The organism is Lactobacillus colini, assembly GCF_017874575.1.
Taxonomy (GTDB): Bacteria; Bacillota; Bacilli; order Lactobacillales; family Lactobacillaceae; genus Lactobacillus; species Lactobacillus colini.
Map to the genome: position 1 here is coordinate 39,526 of NZ_JAGGLU010000011.1, position 16,770 is coordinate 56,295.

At 36.7% G+C, this 16,770-nt stretch carries 15 protein-coding genes; all 15 read left to right on the plus strand.

Annotation, left to right across the window (positions count from 1 at the left end):
- Positions 1 to 115: 115 nt before the first annotated feature.
- The 15 genes from J2Z60_RS08615 to J2Z60_RS08685 all read left to right on the plus strand — a co-directional run bounded on the left by J2Z60_RS08615 (position 116) and on the right by J2Z60_RS08685 (position 16,735).
- On the plus strand, positions 116 to 433 hold the full coding sequence (locus J2Z60_RS08615; protein ID WP_209687289.1) for a PD-(D/E)XK nuclease family transposase: 318 nt from the start codon (positions 116 to 118) through the stop codon (positions 431 to 433).
- Positions 434 to 485: 52 nt separating this feature from the next.
- Complete coding sequence (locus J2Z60_RS08620) at positions 486 to 938, plus strand: hypothetical protein (RefSeq protein WP_209687290.1); 453 nt, start codon at positions 486 to 488, stop codon at positions 936 to 938.
- A 208-nt stretch (positions 939 to 1,146) separates the two neighbouring features.
- Positions 1,147 to 3,720, plus strand: a complete 2,574-nt coding sequence (gene mutS, locus J2Z60_RS08625) for a DNA mismatch repair protein MutS (protein WP_209687291.1) — start codon at positions 1,147 to 1,149, stop codon at positions 3,718 to 3,720.
- Positions 3,721 to 3,725: 5 nt separating this feature from the next.
- Positions 3,726 to 5,606 carry a DNA mismatch repair endonuclease MutL gene (mutL, locus tag J2Z60_RS08630; protein WP_209687292.1) on the plus strand — a complete coding sequence of 627 codons (1,881 nt, stop codon included), beginning with the start codon at positions 3,726 to 3,728 and terminating at the stop codon, positions 5,604 to 5,606.
- A gap of 9 nt (positions 5,607 to 5,615) precedes the next feature.
- Positions 5,616 to 6,194: a Holliday junction branch migration protein RuvA gene (gene ruvA / locus J2Z60_RS08635; RefSeq protein ID WP_209687293.1), complete on the plus strand. Its 579-nt coding sequence runs from the start codon at positions 5,616 to 5,618 to the stop codon at positions 6,192 to 6,194.
- A 28-nt stretch (positions 6,195 to 6,222) separates the two neighbouring features.
- Positions 6,223 to 7,236, plus strand: a complete 1,014-nt coding sequence (gene ruvB, locus J2Z60_RS08640; protein WP_209687294.1) for a Holliday junction branch migration DNA helicase RuvB — start codon at positions 6,223 to 6,225, stop codon at positions 7,234 to 7,236.
- Between the two features lie 69 nt (positions 7,237 to 7,305).
- The gene (gene yajC, locus J2Z60_RS08645) at positions 7,306 to 7,749 is read left to right on the plus strand and encodes a preprotein translocase subunit YajC (protein WP_245328775.1); all 444 of its coding nucleotides are present in this window, start codon (positions 7,306 to 7,308) and stop codon (positions 7,747 to 7,749) included.
- 92 nt (positions 7,750 to 7,841) lie between these two features.
- Positions 7,842 to 9,290, plus strand: coding sequence for a glucose-6-phosphate dehydrogenase (zwf, locus tag J2Z60_RS08650; protein ID WP_209687295.1), 1,449 nt, complete (start codon positions 7,842 to 7,844; stop codon positions 9,288 to 9,290).
- Positions 9,290 to 10,420 (plus strand): DNA polymerase IV, encoded by a 1,131-nt coding sequence (gene dinB, locus J2Z60_RS08655; protein ID WP_209687296.1) that lies wholly within the window; start codon positions 9,290 to 9,292, stop codon positions 10,418 to 10,420. The genes zwf and dinB overlap by 1 nt, the downstream gene beginning before the upstream one ends.
- A 41-nt stretch (positions 10,421 to 10,461) precedes the next feature.
- Positions 10,462 to 11,427, plus strand: coding sequence for a DHH family phosphoesterase (locus tag J2Z60_RS08660; protein ID WP_209687297.1), 966 nt, complete (start codon positions 10,462 to 10,464; stop codon positions 11,425 to 11,427).
- Entirely contained in the window at positions 11,411 to 12,790 is a 1,380-nt protein-coding gene (locus tag J2Z60_RS08665) for a DEAD/DEAH box helicase (RefSeq protein WP_209687298.1), read from the plus strand. Before J2Z60_RS08660 ends, J2Z60_RS08665 begins: the two co-directional genes overlap by 17 nt.
- Positions 12,791 to 13,034: 244 nt before the next feature.
- Positions 13,035 to 15,683 carry an alanine--tRNA ligase gene (alaS, locus tag J2Z60_RS08670; RefSeq protein ID WP_209687299.1) on the plus strand — a complete coding sequence of 883 codons (2,649 nt, stop codon included), beginning with the start codon at positions 13,035 to 13,037 and terminating at the stop codon, positions 15,681 to 15,683.
- A gap of 52 nt (positions 15,684 to 15,735) precedes the next feature.
- A complete protein-coding gene (locus tag J2Z60_RS08675) occupies positions 15,736 to 15,993 on the plus strand; it encodes an IreB family regulatory phosphoprotein (RefSeq protein WP_209687300.1) in 258 nt (85 codons plus the stop codon).
- A complete protein-coding gene (gene ruvX / locus J2Z60_RS08680) occupies positions 15,993 to 16,421 on the plus strand; it encodes a Holliday junction resolvase RuvX (RefSeq protein ID WP_209687301.1) in 429 nt (142 codons plus the stop codon). Before J2Z60_RS08675 ends, ruvX begins: the two co-directional genes overlap by 1 nt.
- A gap of 2 nt (positions 16,422 to 16,423) precedes the next feature.
- Positions 16,424 to 16,735 (plus strand): DUF1292 domain-containing protein, encoded by a 312-nt coding sequence (locus J2Z60_RS08685; RefSeq protein ID WP_209687302.1) that lies wholly within the window; start codon positions 16,424 to 16,426, stop codon positions 16,733 to 16,735.
- Positions 16,736 to 16,770: the final 35 nt, after the last annotated feature.

Sequence of the window (16,770 nt, forward strand, 5' to 3'; positions counted from 1 at the left end):
TATAATTTTTCATCAAAGAGAGTAAAAATAAATAAAAATTTTTGTCGTTTTTTGCGTAATTTATGATGGAGGATAAATTTACCTCCTTCCAATAAATTACGAAAGGACGTAAAAAATGCTAAGAAGAAGTTATCTAGCTGGTGATTTTAAGCAAGATCTAACACTTGATCCAATCTTTGGTTATGTGATGAGCAAGAAAGAAAATTGCCTACACCTCTTGCAAATGGCATTACCTGAATTAGACATCCAAGAGATCGTTGACATTTCACCGCAAAAGCCAATTGACCTGAACTTATTCGAAAAGACATCAAGACTAGATGTCTATGCTAAGGATAAGCAAGAACGTGTCTATGATATTGAGATGCAGAACTTGCCAGTTGATTTTTTAACTAGGAGGGCTTGGTATTATCTGCGACAGTTAAATAATACCTAAGCCCGGAGAGAACTACGATCACGTTAAGGCTTCATATGTGATCTTCTTTTGTATGTTTGACCCTTTTGATGAGGATCGGGCGGCTTACAGATTTGACTTTACTGAACAAAGAAATCATAATTTAACTATAGAGAATGTAGGACATTTGTTATTCTTTAATTCCAAGGGTAAGGACAGAAGTGGCATAACGCCGCAGATGGCAGAGTTCTTAGATTATTTAAATGGGCAAATATCTAGGAAGCCAAGCAAGTATATCATTCAGTTGAATGACGACATTAAAGAATACACGAGTAAACCAGAATGGGGCGAGATTATGAATCAGATTGCTTTGATGAGAGAGAATATTCAAGAAGATACTAGACGTGAAGATATAGTAAAGACGATCGAATTATGTCGTGAAGACTTCAATCTTGACGACAACAAGATATTATCATTATTGACTAAAAGATATGGTGATGACTTCACTAAGCATCAACTTCAAGAAATGATTGAACAGACTAAGTAGAGTTATTAGGGCGATTAGCATGTCGCCCTTTTTTTGAAAATTTAAACTTTAGATATAAAAGAATTGTAGTATTTAATTAACGAACCTCAAAAGTAATAATTAAGAAGCTTTTGAGGTTTTCCTGTTTCAATGGCAGCTAATTTAAAGAATTTAACATTTTTACGTTATAATATATAGGTAAATTCTGTGCAAGAAAGGGATCAAGTTCATGCCAAAAAAAGATGTCACACCAATGATGCAGCAATATTACGAAATAAAAAATCAGTATCCTGATGCTTTTTTATTTTATCGTGTAGGGGACTTTTACGAACTTTTTGAAGATGATGCGGTTAAAGGTGCACAAATTTTGGAACTTACTTTGACTCATCGCTCTAACAAGACCAAGAATCCAATTCCTATGGCAGGGATGCCTCACTTAGCAGTTGATACTTATGTCAATACATTAGTAGAGAAGGGATATAAGGTAGCGATTTGCGATCAACTTGAAGATCCTAGTCAAGCTAAGGGGATGGTTAAGCGCGGCATCGTTCAATTAATCACACCTGGAACGATGATGAATTCTAGTCCTAATCAAGCTAAAGAAAATAATTATTTAACTTCAGTTGTTTCAACTAGTAAGGGCTTTGGTTTAGCTTACAGTGATGTTTCAACTGGAGAAACCTTTGCTACTCATTTAAATGATTGGGAAGCTGTCGCTAATGAGCTGCTTTCTTTGCAAACTAAAGAAGTTGTTTTTAGTGGGATTTTAACTAATCAGAATAGGGAATTTTTGCAAAAGGCTAATATTACCGTTTCTGAACCAGTTAAGCTAGATGGCGAACATGCCGAAGTATCTTATGTTAGCCAGAAGTTAACCAATCAAGCTGAAATTGAAGCAAGTCGTCAATTAGTGGCTTATTTACTCTCTACTCAAAAGCGTAGTTTAGCTCACTTACAAGTTGCGCAAAGCTATGAACCAACACAATACTTGCAAATGTCACATGTTGTCCAGACTAACTTAGAATTGGTTAGGTCAGCTAAGACTGGTAAGAAGATGGGATCATTATTTTGGTTGCTTGATAAGACAAGTACTGCAATGGGTGGACGTTTACTCAAAGCATGGATTGAAAGACCTTTACTTTCTGCTAGCAAGATTAAGGCTCGTCAAGATATAGTACAAGCATTGTTTGATGATTATTTTACGCGCGAGAATATTATTGACAATTTAAAAGGGGTGTATGACTTAGAACGACTAATAGGTCGGATCGCTTTTGGGTCTGTTAATGCTAGAGAAATGCTTCAGTTGGCTAATTCATTAGCTGCTGTACCTGAAATTTTAAAGTGTTTGCGAGATTCAGGTGATCAAGTTTTAGTAGATTTTGCAAGTCGGATTGATCCACTTACTGGGGTGCGAGATTTAATTAAAAATACTATTGTTGATGCTCCACCAATATCTACAACCGAAGGTGGCATTATTCGCAAGGGTGTTTCTAGTCAATTAGATACTTATCGGGATGCTATGACTAATGGTAAGAAGTGGATCTCTGAAATGCAGGCTAGTGAACGAAAAAATACCGGTATTAATAACCTAAAAGTTGGTTATAATAAGGTCTTTGGCTACTATATTGAAGTAACTAATTCTAATAAGGATAAGGTTCCAACAGATCGTTATACTCGCAAGCAGACTTTAACTAACGCTGAGCGTTATATAACTCCAGAATTAAAGGAACATGAGGCACTGATTTTAGAATCTGAAGCTAAATCTACAGGCCTGGAATATGATTTGTTTGTTAAGTTGCGAGAAGCTGTTAAGAAGTATATCCCTGTCTTACAGAAATTAGGTAAGCAGCTGGCTAGTTTAGATGTTTTGACTGCCTTTGCCGGTGTAAGTGAACAGAATAACTATGTTCGTCCTACAATGCTAGCAAATAGTGGGACTATCGAGGTTAAGAATGGTCGTCATCCAGTAGTTGAACAGGTAATGAGTGCTGGTAGCTATATTCCTAATGATGTTGAAATGGGGCAAGATACCGATATTTTCTTGATTACGGGACCGAATATGTCTGGTAAATCCACTTATATGCGACAAATGGCACTAATCGCAATTATGGCTCAGATTGGCTGCTTTGTACCAGCTGATAGTGCTAATTTACCAATTTTCGATCAGATTTTTACCCGAATTGGGGCGGCAGATGATCTTATCTCTGGTCAAAGTACTTTCATGGTTGAAATGAGCGAAGCTAATGAAGCCTTGCAACATGCTACTAAACGCTCATTAATCTTATTTGATGAGATTGGTCGTGGAACTGCTACTTATGACGGGATGGCATTAGCTGGAGCCATTGTGAAATACCTACATGATAGAGTAGGAGCTAAGACATTGTTTGCGACTCACTATCACGAATTGACTGATCTTGATCAGACTCTAAAGCATTTAAAAAATATTCATGTTGGTGCTAGCGAAGAAAATGGTAAGTTAATCTTTTTACATAAGATATTGCCCGGACCAGCAGACCAATCTTATGGTATTCACGTTGCTCAACTTGCTGGCTTGCCCCACAAGGTGCTACGTGAAGCTACTACTATGCTTCATCGCTTAGAGCAGCAAGGAGCTGGCGAGTTGCAACCAGCTAGTGAGCAGCTTGACTTATTTAATGAGCCGAAGATACCTGCAATTAGTGATAATCAAAAAGATGTCTTGGATGATATTGAAAATATCTATCTAGCTGATAAGACCCCGCTTCAAGTAATGGAATTAGTTTCGCAGTGGCAACATGATCTAAAAGATGATAAGGGTGAATAGAATTAATGGCGCAAATTCATGAACTTTCAACAGAATTAACTAATCAAATTGCCGCTGGTGAGGTTATCGAAAGACCAGCTAGTGTAGTTAAGGAATTATGTGAGAACTCAATTGATGCTGGCAGTACTAGAATAAGAATTGACTTTGAAAATGCAGGATTGCAAAAGATTACTGTACAGGATAATGGCTCAGGAATCGCCAGCGACCAGATCGACTTAGCCTTTATGCGTCATGCGACTAGTAAGATTAATAGCGAGCGTGACTTATTCAATATCGGAACTTTAGGCTTTAGGGGAGAGGCTTTAGCTTCAATTGCTGCAGTTGCTCATGTAGAGATTGTGACTAGTAGTAATAACCAAGGCGGAGTTCGGGCTGTTTTTGCTGGTGGTGAGAAGAAGCTTCAAGAAGATGCCCCTTCTCCACAAGGAACTAAGATCAGCGTTGCAGATTTATTTTTTAATACTCCAGCTCGTTTAAAGTATTTACGCTCTGAAAGAACAGAAATACTAAAAATTGTTGATATAGTTGATCGGCTTGCCTTAGGACATCCAGAAATCGCCTTTACTTTAACTAATAATAATAAAATTCTTCTCAAAACTAATGGTCGCAAGAATTTGCGCCAAGATATAGCCAATATTTATAGTCGTCATCTAGCTGAAAGAATGCTTGAAATAGATGGAACAACTCCAGATTTTAAGATTTCGGGTTTGATTTCTGATCCTGATGATACACGATCTAACCGTAATTTTATTACTTTACTCTTAAATGGTCGCTACGTTCATAACTATAATTTAACTCAGGCAATTATGAGTGGATACGCCAATAAGTTAGGTCCACGCAGATACCCTATTGCAGTTATTAAGATTGAATTGGATCCAGTTTTAGTTGATGTGAATGTTCATCCTACCAAGCAAGAAGTCCGTCTTTCTAAGGAAAAAGAACTAGAGCGCCTTTTGACTCAGACAATCAGTGACGTTTTACTTGATGGACAACAAGAAAGCCTGGGTTTAAATAATTTAAATAGTCAGCCTCAAGATACTAAGATAGATCAGTTGAAGTTTAACTTAAATAAGTCTGTAGTTGACACGACCCGCCCAGTTATATTGGATTCTAAACCAGAAGCCCCTGCAGTGCCTGAAGTTAATGAAGCCGTAGGTGAATTTATTAGTCTTAATCGTCCCCGTAATGATCAGCAATATCTGATTACATCAACATGGGATAAAAATGTTGCTTTACAAATGATGCTTAAGCCCTTCCCTGAAAGTGAAGCTGATTCTACTATTACTAGTCAAGGACAAGAAATTATAGATAGTCGTTTACCAAAGTTAACCTATATTGGGCAAATGCAGAGTTACTTGCTAGCACAGAGCAATGGAAGTTTATATTTAATCGATCAACTAGCGGCTCATCGTCGCTTGGCATTTGATAATGTTTTAAAACAGCTTCAATCAGAAAAATCTAGCCAGCAAACCTTGTTGGAACCGATAGTGTTGAATTTTTCAAATGTGGATTATTTGAAGCTAAAGGATAACCTAGCTACAATCAAAAAAATTGGTATAGAATTAGAAGATTTTGGTCAAAATACTCTAATTATGAGAACTTATCCAACCTGGATTGAAAAAGATATTGAAAAAAGGATTCGCCAATTACTTGAACTATATTTAAATGCAGCTAATGATAATATTGATAAGTTAAAAATCCAAGTTGCTCAGATAATTGCTAAAAATCGTGTCTATTCTAGTTCAAAATTGAGTAATTTAGAAGCAGCATCCCTAATTGAAGATCTATCTAAAACTTCAGATCCATATCGTGATGGAGACGGTAAGATTATTATTGTTAGTTTAAGTAAGAATGATCTAAATAAGATGTTTAAAAAGAATGAATAAGGAAACAAAATGTACGAATATTTAAAAGGAATTATTACTCAAATTTCACCTGCATATATTGTGCTAGAGGCAGGTGGAGTAGGATACAAGATTTTTTCTCCTACGCCATATAGTTATGAAGAAAATGAAACGGCTCAAGTTTATGTTGAGCAAGTTGTTAGAGATACAGGTATTACGCTATATGGCTTTATTAGTCATGAAGATAAGGAGTTATTTTTAAAATTATTGTCAGTTTCAGGGATTGGTCCTAAGTCAGCCTTAGCGATTATGGCTGCAGAAGATACAGATTCATTGGCGAGTGCAATTCAGCAAGGTGAAGTTAAGTACTTAACCAAATTTCCTGGTGTAGGTAAAAAAACAGCTTCACAAATTGTCCTTGACTTAAAAGGCAAGCTAGGCGATTATGTCAAAAAGAGTCCAATTAAAGAAAGTTTGCCTGCTAGCTTGCAAGATGCCTTGTTAGCATTAGGTGCATTAGGCTATACTCAAAAAGAAATTGATAAAGTTACTCCAGAATTGGCTAAGTTACCTACTGATACAGCTGATGGATATATTAAGAAGGCACTTGCTTTATTATTAAAGAAATAAAATTTAAACTGAAAAGGGAAGTGATTTTGTGTCAGAAGAAGAACAGCGTTTAGTTGATTCTCAAAGTAGTGAAGATGAAGAAGAAGTTGAGCTTTCACTGCGGCCGCAATCTTTAGTCCAATATATTGGACAAGACAAGGTTAAAGATGAAATGAGTGTCTATATTGAAGCTGCTAAAAAGCGTGACGAAGCTTTAGACCACGTCCTACTCTATGGTCCGCCAGGATTAGGTAAGACTACTTTAGCATTTGTAATTGCTAATGAAATGGGGGTTCACTTGAAGAGTACGTCAGGTCCAGCTATTGAAAAGGCCGGAGATTTAGTGGCACTATTATCTGAACTAGATCCAGGGGATGTCTTATTTATTGATGAAATTCACCGTTTGGCTAAGCCGGTTGAAGAAGTGCTTTATTCAGCAATGGAAGATTATTATATTGATATTGTTGTTGGCCAAGGTCAGACTACTCATGCAGTCCATGTTCCCTTGCCACCCTTTACGCTAATTGGAGCAACAACTCGCGCTGGTCAATTGTCGGCACCGCTACGTGATAGGTTCGGTATTGTTGAACATATGCAATACTACAATATTATTGATTTAGAGAAGATTATTTTGCGCTCTAGTGATGTTTTTAATACTAAGATTAATTCTGAAGCAGCAATTGAACTTGCTCGGCGCTCTCGTGGAACTCCTCGTGTCGCTAATCGCTTATTGAAACGGGTACGCGACTTTGCCGAAGTAAAAGGGGAAGAAGAGATTTCTTTAGCTACTACTAAACATGCCTTATCACAATTAGAAGTTGATAATGAAGGTTTAGATCAAACCGACCGTAAGATCTTGCGTGTGATGATTGAGAATTATGATGGTGGTCCAGTAGGTATTAAAACCCTAGCTGCTAACATTGGTGAAGATCGGGACACAATTGAAGAAGTATATGAACCTTATTTATTGCAAAAGGGCTTTATTATTAGGACTCAACGTGGCCGAGCAGTTACTGACAAGGCATATTTGCAATTAGGATTAAGTCCACGTAAATCTGAGTAAAAAATTTAGCCTAAGTAAGGTATAATAGTATATTAGATATTTATAATTTAATATTATGAGGTGAATAGTTTGAATACATTTATTTTGGCTCAAACAGCAGCTGGCGGTAACAGTATGTTTATGATTGTTATTTTTATTGTGTTAATTGCATTCATGTACTTTACTATGATTCGTCCACAAAAGAAGCAACAACAAAAGCGTATGGAAATGATGAATGAATTGAAGGCTGGGGATCATGTGGTTTTGATTGACGGTCTTCACGGTAAGATTGATTCAATTAATAAAGAAGATAATACTGTTGTTGTTGATGCAAATGGTATCTTTTTAACTTTCAGCCGTATGGCCGTTCGTCAAGTCGTACCAGCTAAGGACAATGAAGGTGAAAACAAGAATAAAGAAGATCAAGCATCTCCTAAAGCAGACCTAGCAGATACTAATAAATCTAATGACGTTTCTGATGTTGCTGACAAAGATGCTAAAGAGACTTCAACTGAAGATAATAGTGAAAATTAGAAAAAAAGCGTCAACTGACGCTTTTTAATTTTATTAATAATTTTTAACAGAGTAAAATGAAAAATAGAGGAATTTTAGAGAGGAAGTTAACTATGAAAAATATTCCTGTTGTTATGATCCTTTTTGGTGGGTCTGGTGATTTGGCACACCGCAAGCTTTATCCTGCCTTGTTCAACTTATATCAAAAAGGTTTGATCAGAAGTAATTTTGCTGTGATTGGGACAGCGAGAAGACCCTGGTCACATGAATATTTCCGTCAACAAGTTAGTGATGCAGTTCATGAAACACATCGTGGGGTTAATGAAGATGATATTCAAGACTTTGTATCACACTTTTACTACCAATCTCATGATGTAACTGATGTCGATCATTATATTGCCTTAAAAAAGGTAGCCAATGACTTGGATGAAGAATATAAAGCTCAAGGCAATCGCATTTTTTACATGGCAATGGCTCCCCGTTTCTTTGGTACTATTGCAACTCATATCAATGATCAGAGTTTAACTGGAAGTGGATTTAACCGTTTAGTTATTGAAAAGCCTTTTGGACATGATCTTCAATCCGCTGCAGAATTAAATCGACAAATTCGTGAAAGTTTTGATGAAGATTCTGTTTATCGAATTGATCATTACTTAGGTAAAGAAATGGTTCAAAATATTATGCCGTTAAGAATGACTAATCCAATTATTAAGAATATTTGGAATGGTGATTATATTCAAAATGTGCAAGTAACTTTAGCCGAGAGCTTAGGAGTAGGAACTCGTGGCGGTTATTATGATGGTTCAGGAGCATTGCGCGATATGGTGCAGAATCACATTTTTCAAATTATTACACTATTAGCAATGCCGGAACCTACAGATTTGACTTCTGATGCAGTTCACAAGGCTAAGCAAGAGTTACTTGATAGCTTAATTATTCCAACCGCTGCTGATGTTAAGAAGAATTTTGCCCGTGGGCAATATTTAGCTGGTGAAGATCATCCTGGGTATTTAGAAGAAGATCAAGTTGATCCTGATTCTCATACTGAAACATTTGTTTCGGGTAAGGTTGAATTTAAGCAAGGTCCTTTAGCAAGTGTGCCAATTTACTTTAGAACAGGTAAAAATCTAAAGGAAAAAAATTCTCGAATTGATATTGTTTTGAAGCATATGAATAATTTATACGGTAATGCTCATTCAAACAATATTTCGATTGTAATTGATCCAGTGAGTGAGATTTACTTCACTATTAATGGCAAGAAGATCATGACTGATGGCTTAAGAAGAGAGAATTTAGACTACCGCTTCTCTGAACAAGAAATGGCTAAGGTACCAGATGGTTATGAAAGATTGCTTCATGATGTCTTCGTAGCTGATCGTACAAACTTCACACACTGGGCTGAACTTAAACAGTATTGGAAGTTTGTTGATGCAGTAGAAGATGCTTGGGATAAACAAAATAAGGATGGATATGCACCTGAACAATATCAACCAGGTAAATTTGGCCCTGCTAGTTCTGATAAAATTTTTGATAGTGAAACGGAACACTGGATTTACAATTAATGCCTGAATTACTGCCAAAAAACGACTTCCACCGTAAAATTATTCACTTGGATATGGATGCGTTTTATGCATCAATAGAAATGCGTGATGATCCAAGCCTTGTTAATAAGGCACTAATTATCGGTCATGATCCTCGTAAGCACAATGGTCACGGAGTGGTAGCAACTGCTAATTATATTGCCCGCCAATATGGTGTTCACTCAGCAATGCCGACAGCTAAGGCTATGCAGTTAGTTCCAGTGGATAGGGTAGCTTTTGTCAAGCCTAACTTTAACAAATATCGAGCAGTTTCTGGGCAAATCCATGAGCTGATGCATGAACTAACTGATCAGGTCGAATCTGTTGCTCTGGATGAAGCTTATCTTGATGTTACTAAGAATAAATTAGGGATTGATTCAGCAATTGAGCTCGCAAGTCACTTACAGCAGAAAATATACAGAGAAACTGGATTAACTTCTTCTTTTGGCGTATCGTATAATAAATTTTTAGCTAAAATGGCCTCAGAATATGCCAAGCCTTTTGGAAGAACGGTTATTTTAGCAGATGATGCATTAAAATTTTTAGCTGAACAAAAAATTGAGCAATTTCCTGGAATTGGTAAAAAAACTCAAAAGCAACTTCATGATTTAGGAATTTATGATGGAGCAGATTTACAAAAACTACCAGTTCGTTTTCTGATTGGAAAATTTAAGAAAATGGGTTATGCAATTGCTTTACATGCTCATGGAATTGATCTGAATCCCGTTTTATCTGATCGAAGGAGAAAATCTATCGGGATAGAGCGGACTTTTGAGAATAATATTCACAGCCAAGATCAAGCACTAACGATAATTAGAAAATTTAGCCACGAATTATCTCAAAAATTGAAAAATAAGAAAGTTAGCGCGAATGTAGTTGTCTTAAAAATTCGCAGCAATAGCTTTGAAACTATTACTAAACGCCAAAAATTAGACCAACCAACTAATCAAGCATTAGAAATTTTTTTAGCGGGCAAAGAGTTATATAGCCAGGTTCCTAACTTTTTGGAAGATGGTATTAGGCTTTTGGGCCTAACAGCAACCAACTTAGAGAGTAAAAATTATGAAGAAGTTCCCCTGGAACTTTTTACAGATAGTAATATTTTAAGTTAAAATAATAGGCATGATTTATAAGTATGAAAGAAGGATAAATTATGGCAACTTTTGATGAAATTTATGCAAAAATCAAAGAATACCCAACAATTATTTTGCATAGGCATACTAGTCCAGATCCGGATGCCTTGGGTTCACAAGCAGGACTTGCCCGTGCTTTAAAAGCTACATTTCCAGATAAGCGAATCTTATGTGCTGGAGAAGACGACGAAGGCGACTTAGCCTGGATCAACACTATGGATCAAGTAACAGCAGCTGATTATCAGGGCGCCTTGGTAATTACTACTGATACTGCTAATACTCCTAGAGTTTCTAATAAGATGTATGACAAAGGTGATTTCTTAATTAAGATTGACCACCACCCTGATGTTGATCCATATGCAGATATGAGCTATGTTGATCCAGATTCGCCTGCTGCTTCACAGATTATTGTAGAATTTTTGAATGCAGAGAAGATTGCGATTACTGCAGATATTGCTTATCCATTGTATGCAGGGATTGTAGGTGATACTGGAAGATTTATGTATCCAGAAACTTCTGCTAAGACATTTGAAATTGCTGCCCAACTAGCTAAGACTGGAATTAATATTACTGAGATTGCTAGAAATATTAGTGATGTGACTTTTGAACAAGCTAAGTTGCAAGCCAAGGCAATGGATGAAATGGTAGTAGACCCAAGTGGTGCAGCCTACGCCATTTTGACACAGCAAGATTTGAAAGAGCTTAGTGTTACTGACGATCAAGCATCTGTAACTGTATCAACTCCGGGAAGAATTAAGGATGTTATTGCTTGGAATGTATTTGTAGAAAAGTCTGATGGAACTTATCGTGTACATTACCGTTCCAAAGCACCTGTAATTAACCATCTAGCCGAACAACATGATGGTGGTGGCCATGCTTTAGCAAGTGGTGCTAATGCCAAAGATTTGGACGAAGTAAAACAAATTTTTGCGGAAGTTGTTGAAGTAACGAAGAAATATCGGAAAGAACATGACTCAAACAAATAATATTTTTCAAAATCCAAAGTTAAGGTCAGAATTAAGAACTGGTCTCGAAAAAATTAATTTTAAAAAGCCAACTGAAGTACAAGAAAAAGTTATTCCAGAGATTTTAAATTCCAAAAATGTAGTAGTTCAAGCTGCAACTGGTTCTGGTAAGACCCATGCTTATTTAATTCCTATCTTGAATACGATTGACGATCAAGTACCCGTAACTCAAGCAGTCGTAACTGCTCCTAGTCGTGAACTAGCTACTCAGTTATATAAGGTTGCTCGTCAATTGAGGGATAATAGCGATTTAAATATTTCTATTGAATACCTTGGTGGCGGAAATGACCGTAATCGCCAAATTGAAAAAGCCGCAAGTAAATCTCCCCAACTTATAATTGCAACTCCGGGTAGATTACATGATTTTGCTTCTAAAAAGATTATTAATTTAGAAAACGTCAAAATCTTTATTATTGATGAAGCAGATATGACACTTGACATGGGCTTTTTGCATCAAATGGATGAGGTTATTGCTAAATTAAATAAAAGCGTTACTCTAGGAGCTTTTTCTGCAACTATTCCAGTCAAGCTAGAGAATTTTTTGCGTAAGTATATGGCTAAGCCTGAATTCATCATTATTGATAATCCAGCAGTAATTGCGCCAACAATTGTTAACGACTTAATTGATGTCGGCTCTAAAGACAAAAAACAATTGTTATACAAACTTTTAACTATGGGTCAGCCATATTTAGCCTTAGTTTTTGCTAATACTAAGAAGACAGTTGACGAATTAGCTGCCTATCTTGAAAGTCAAGGCTTAAAGATTGCTAAGATTCACGGTGGTATTACCGAAAGAGAACGTAAGCGAATTATTCGCCAAGTCCGTCAAGGTCAATATCAATACGTAGTTGCCAGTGATTTAGCTGCGCGTGGCATTGATATTGAAGGTGTGAACTTAGTAATCAATTATGAAATTCCTAAAGACTTGGAATTTGTTATTCACCGCATTGGTAGAACTGGTAGAAATAATTTACCAGGTCATGCAATTACATTAATTTACGATGATGAAATGTCTGATATTGAAGACTTAGAAAAATTAGGCATTAGTTTTAACTTTAAAGAATTAAAGAATGGCGAGTTAATTGAAAGAACTCACTATCACCGCCGTGATAATCGTCGTGTACGTAGTCAAAAGCTTGATAATCGTTTAGTTGGCATGGTCAAGAAAGCTAAGAAAAAGCGCAAGCCAGGCTACAAAAAGAAAATTAAACAGGCAATTCAAAAAGACCGTCAACAAAAACGTAAGTTAGAAGAACGTCATCAAATGCGTAAAGCTAAGCGTAAGCGCAAGCGTGAACGGGATCGGGCACGTAATAGTGAATAGCTTTTAAAAATAAAAAATTTGTAGTAAAATAAGTGAAGTTTAGGATATGTTCTTGTCAACAAAACTTCAAAGAGAAGATCAGATGGTGAGAAAGGTCTAGTTTTGTTTCAAGAATGCTCCCTAAATCTTAAATAACGAAATAAATATCAAGAGGTAACAAGCACTGTTGCAATCAAGGTGGTACCGCGCATGAAGCGTCCTTGTATTAGCAATAGTGTTTTTATATTTTATTAGGAGATCAGCAATGAAAGAATTGACTAGCTCACAAGTTCGTCAAATGTTTTTAGACTTTTTTAAAGAAAAAGGTCACATGGTAATGCCAAGTGCTTCTTTGATTCCACAAGATGACCCAACTTTGCTGTGGATTAATTCTGGTGTTGCTACAATGAAGAAGTACTTTGATGGTTCAGTTGTACCTAAGAATCATCGTATTACTTCTTCTCAAAAGTCAATTAGAACTAATGATATTGAAAATGTTGGTAAAACAGCACGTCACCAAACTTTCTTTGAAATGTTGGGTAACTTTTCAGTTGGTGATTACTTTAAAAAAGAAGTTATTCCTTGGGCATGGGAATTTTTAACTAGTCCAAAATGGTTAGGTTTAGATCCAAATAAGCTATATGTAACTGTTTATCCAAAAGATACTGAAGCATATCGTTTATGGCATGAAGTTGTTGGTTTGCCTGCAGACCACATTGTTAAGTTAGAAGATAACTTCTGGGATATTGGTGAAGGTCCGTGTGGTCCAGATTCAGAAATCTTTTATGATCGTGGTCAAGAAAACAATGACGTTGCCGAAGATGATCCAGAAAACTTCCCCGGCGGTGAAAATGCACGTTATCTTGAAATTTGGAATATCGTATTTTCACAATTTAATCACTTGCCAAATGGTAAATATGTTGACCAACCACATAAGAACATTGATACCGGTATGGGATTGGAACGTGTTGTTTCAATTATTCAAGATGCACCAACTAACTTTGAAACAGACTTGTTCATGCCAATTATTCGTGAAACTGAAAAGTTAAGTGATGGTAAGTCATATGGCAAGGTTAAGGAAGATGATGTTGCCTTTAAGATTATTGCAGACCACATTCGCGCTGTAAGTTTTGCCATTGCAGATGGTGCTCTGCCATCTAATTCAGGACGTGGCTATGTTTTGCGTCGCTTAATTAGACGAGCAGACTTAAATGGTCAACGCTTAGGTATTAAAGGGGCCTTCTTATATAAGTTAGTACCTATAGTTGGCGAGATTATGAAGAGCCATTATCCAGAAGTCACTGACCAACAATCATTTATTCAAAAAGTAATCAAGAATGAAGAAGAACGCTTCCAAGTTACGCTTTCATCTGGTCTGAACTTGCTTGATAATTTAATTGCAGAAGCTAAGAACAGCAATGAAAAGACTATCTCTGGTAAGGATGCTTTTAAGTTATTCGATACTTATGGCTTCCCATACGAATTAACATTTGAAGCGGCTCAAGACGCTGGCTTAAGGGTTGACAAAGACGGCTTTGACGAAGAAATGAAAGCCCAAAAAGAACGTGCTCGTAAAGCTCGTGGTAATTTGCAATCAATGGGTTCACAAGATGAAACCTTAATGAATATTAAGGACAAGAGTGAATTTGAGTATGGCGTTTTAGAAGAAAAACATGCCAAATTAATTGATATTGTTGTAGATGATGAGCTAGTTGATAGCGCTGATGGTGAAACTGCAACTTTAATCTTTGATAAGACACCATTTTATGCTGAACGCGGTGGTCAAGTAGCAGATCATGGTGAAATTTTAAATCAAAAAGGTGAATTAGTTGCTCGCGTAACCGATGTACAACATGCGCCTAATGATCAAAACTTGCACTTTGTAGATATTGTTTTACCTCTTAATAAGGGTGAAGAATATGTTCTTAAGGTTGATCAGAAGCGTCGTCGAGGCTTGAAGCACAACCATACTGCCACTCACTTGCTCCATGCAGCTCTTCGTGAAGTTTTAGGTACTCACACTCATCAGGCAGGCTCTTTAGTTGAACCTGATTACTTAAGATTTGACTTTACTAGTTTAGAGCCAATGACTAAGAAAGAAATTGCTGCTGTTGAAAAGTTAGTCAACGAAAAAATCTGGCAAGAAATTCCAGTTAAAACTACAGTAACTGATCCAGATACCGGTTTGAAGATGGGCGCCTTAGCTTTATTTGGTGAGAAGTACGGTGACAGTGTTCGTGTTGTCCAAATTGATGACTTTTCAACTGAATTCTGTGGTGGTACTCACTGTGAAAATACTGACCAAATTGGAATGTTAAAGATTGTTTCTGAATCAGCTGTTGGTGCAGGAACCCGTAGAATTATTGCTGTAACAGGTCCTCAAGCCTATAACTATGTAACTGAACGTGATAATATCTTAAAGGCTATTCAAGAGGAAGTTAAGGCAACTAAGGTTGAAGATGTAGAATCTAAGATTGATTCAATTGAATCTGACTTACGCAATAGCCAAAAAGAAGTTGAGCAATTAAAGGCACAAATCAACCAAGCTAAGGCTGGCGACTTATTTAATGACGTCAAGCAAGTAAAAGATTTAACCGTAATTGCTAAATTAGCTGATGTAGAAGGTATGAATGACTTACGTGAACTTTCAGATAATTGGAAGAGTGCTAATAAGTCTGATGTTTTGGTTTTAGGTGCCCAAATTGGCGCTAAGGCTAACATGATTATCAGTTTAGATGATAAGGCAATTAAGTTAGGTCTTAAGGCTGGTGACTTAATTAAAATTGCTGCCCCTATCTTTGGTGGTGGCGGCGGTGGTCGTCCTAATATGGCTCAAGCAGGTGGTAAAAATCCAGCTGGATTAAAGCAAGCTATTGCAAAAGTACTACAAGAAGTAGAAGATAAACAAAATTAATTGAGTTAAGTTCATATTTCAAGTAAAATTAGGAGGATAGGAGGAATTTTTTATGAGTTCGCTAGACAAGACAATGCACTTCGACTTTAATCAAAATAAGGGTAAGAATGTATACGATACTTTGCAGGATGTATATGCTGCATTGGAAGAGAAGGGATATAACCCAATTAACCAAATTGTGGGCTACTTACTTTCCGGCGACCCAGCATATATTCCTCGTCACAATGATGCCCGTAATTTGATCTTGAAGCACGAACGTGATGAAATTATTGAAGAATTAGTAAAGAGCTATTTAGGAAAAGATAAGTAATGCGACTACTAGGTTTAGATATCGGCAGTAAGACTGTAGGAGTAGCTATAAGTGATCCTTTGGGAATTACTGCTCAGGAAGTTGAAACGATTCCAATTGATGAATCTAAATTTAACTTTGGAATGCGCCGTATTCGACGACTAGTTCGAGAATATAATGTAGATGGTTTTGTATTAGGGCTGCCTAAGAATATGGACGGCAGTGAAGGACGTTCAGTGCAGCGAAGTCGCAACTATGGTAAGCGTTTAGAGGCTAAGTTTGGCTTGCCGATCCATTATAGTGATGAGCGCTTGACTACTATTGAAGCAAATCGCATTTTAGTTGAGCAGGCGGGGATGCATGACCGCCATGATCGTAAGAAGGTCATCGATCAAATGGCTGCAGTACTAATTTTACAAAATTATTTAGAGACAATACGAAAGGATTAGATATGAGCGAAAAGTTAAACGTAGACCAAATGGATAGTCAAATTACTTTGATTGATGAAGATGGCAATGAAGAGTTATTTGATGTTCTCTTTACCTTTACATCTGATGACTATGGCAAGTCATATGTATTGCTATATCCAGATGCTGTGGGTGAAGGAGAAGATGTCGAAGTTCAAGCTTTCAGTTATGATGCAGATGAAGATGGCGAGGTAACTAGCTCTGATTTGCATGAAATTGAAGATGATGATGAATGGAATATGGTTCAAGGTGTCTTGAATACTTTTTTGTCAGATGAACGCTTGAGTGGTGAATAACCTTCAAAAAAAGACTGGCTTAGCTAGTCTTTTTT

Coding starts and splice junctions, on each gene's coding strand:
- J2Z60_RS08620 (WP_209687290.1), top strand. CDS start 486: ATGTTTGACCCTTTTGATGAGGATCGGGCGGCTTACAGATTTGACTTT.
- J2Z60_RS08685 (WP_209687302.1), top strand. CDS start 16,424: ATGAGCGAAAAGTTAAACGTAGACCAAATGGATAGTCAAATTACTTTG.
- J2Z60_RS08665 (WP_209687298.1), top strand. CDS start 11,411: ATGACTCAAACAAATAATATTTTTCAAAATCCAAAGTTAAGGTCAGAA.
- ruvA (WP_209687293.1), top strand. CDS start 5,616: ATGTACGAATATTTAAAAGGAATTATTACTCAAATTTCACCTGCATAT.
- J2Z60_RS08615 (WP_209687289.1), top strand. CDS start 116: ATGCTAAGAAGAAGTTATCTAGCTGGTGATTTTAAGCAAGATCTAACA.
- J2Z60_RS08675 (WP_209687300.1), top strand. CDS start 15,736: ATGAGTTCGCTAGACAAGACAATGCACTTCGACTTTAATCAAAATAAG.
- alaS (WP_209687299.1), top strand. CDS start 13,035: ATGAAAGAATTGACTAGCTCACAAGTTCGTCAAATGTTTTTAGACTTT.
- J2Z60_RS08660 (WP_209687297.1), top strand. CDS start 10,462: ATGGCAACTTTTGATGAAATTTATGCAAAAATCAAAGAATACCCAACA.
- zwf (WP_209687295.1), top strand. CDS start 7,842: ATGAAAAATATTCCTGTTGTTATGATCCTTTTTGGTGGGTCTGGTGAT.
- mutS (WP_209687291.1), top strand. CDS start 1,147: ATGCCAAAAAAAGATGTCACACCAATGATGCAGCAATATTACGAAATA.
- dinB (WP_209687296.1), top strand. CDS start 9,290: ATGCCTGAATTACTGCCAAAAAACGACTTCCACCGTAAAATTATTCAC.
- ruvX (WP_209687301.1), top strand. CDS start 15,993: ATGCGACTACTAGGTTTAGATATCGGCAGTAAGACTGTAGGAGTAGCT.
- mutL (WP_209687292.1), top strand. CDS start 3,726: ATGGCGCAAATTCATGAACTTTCAACAGAATTAACTAATCAAATTGCC.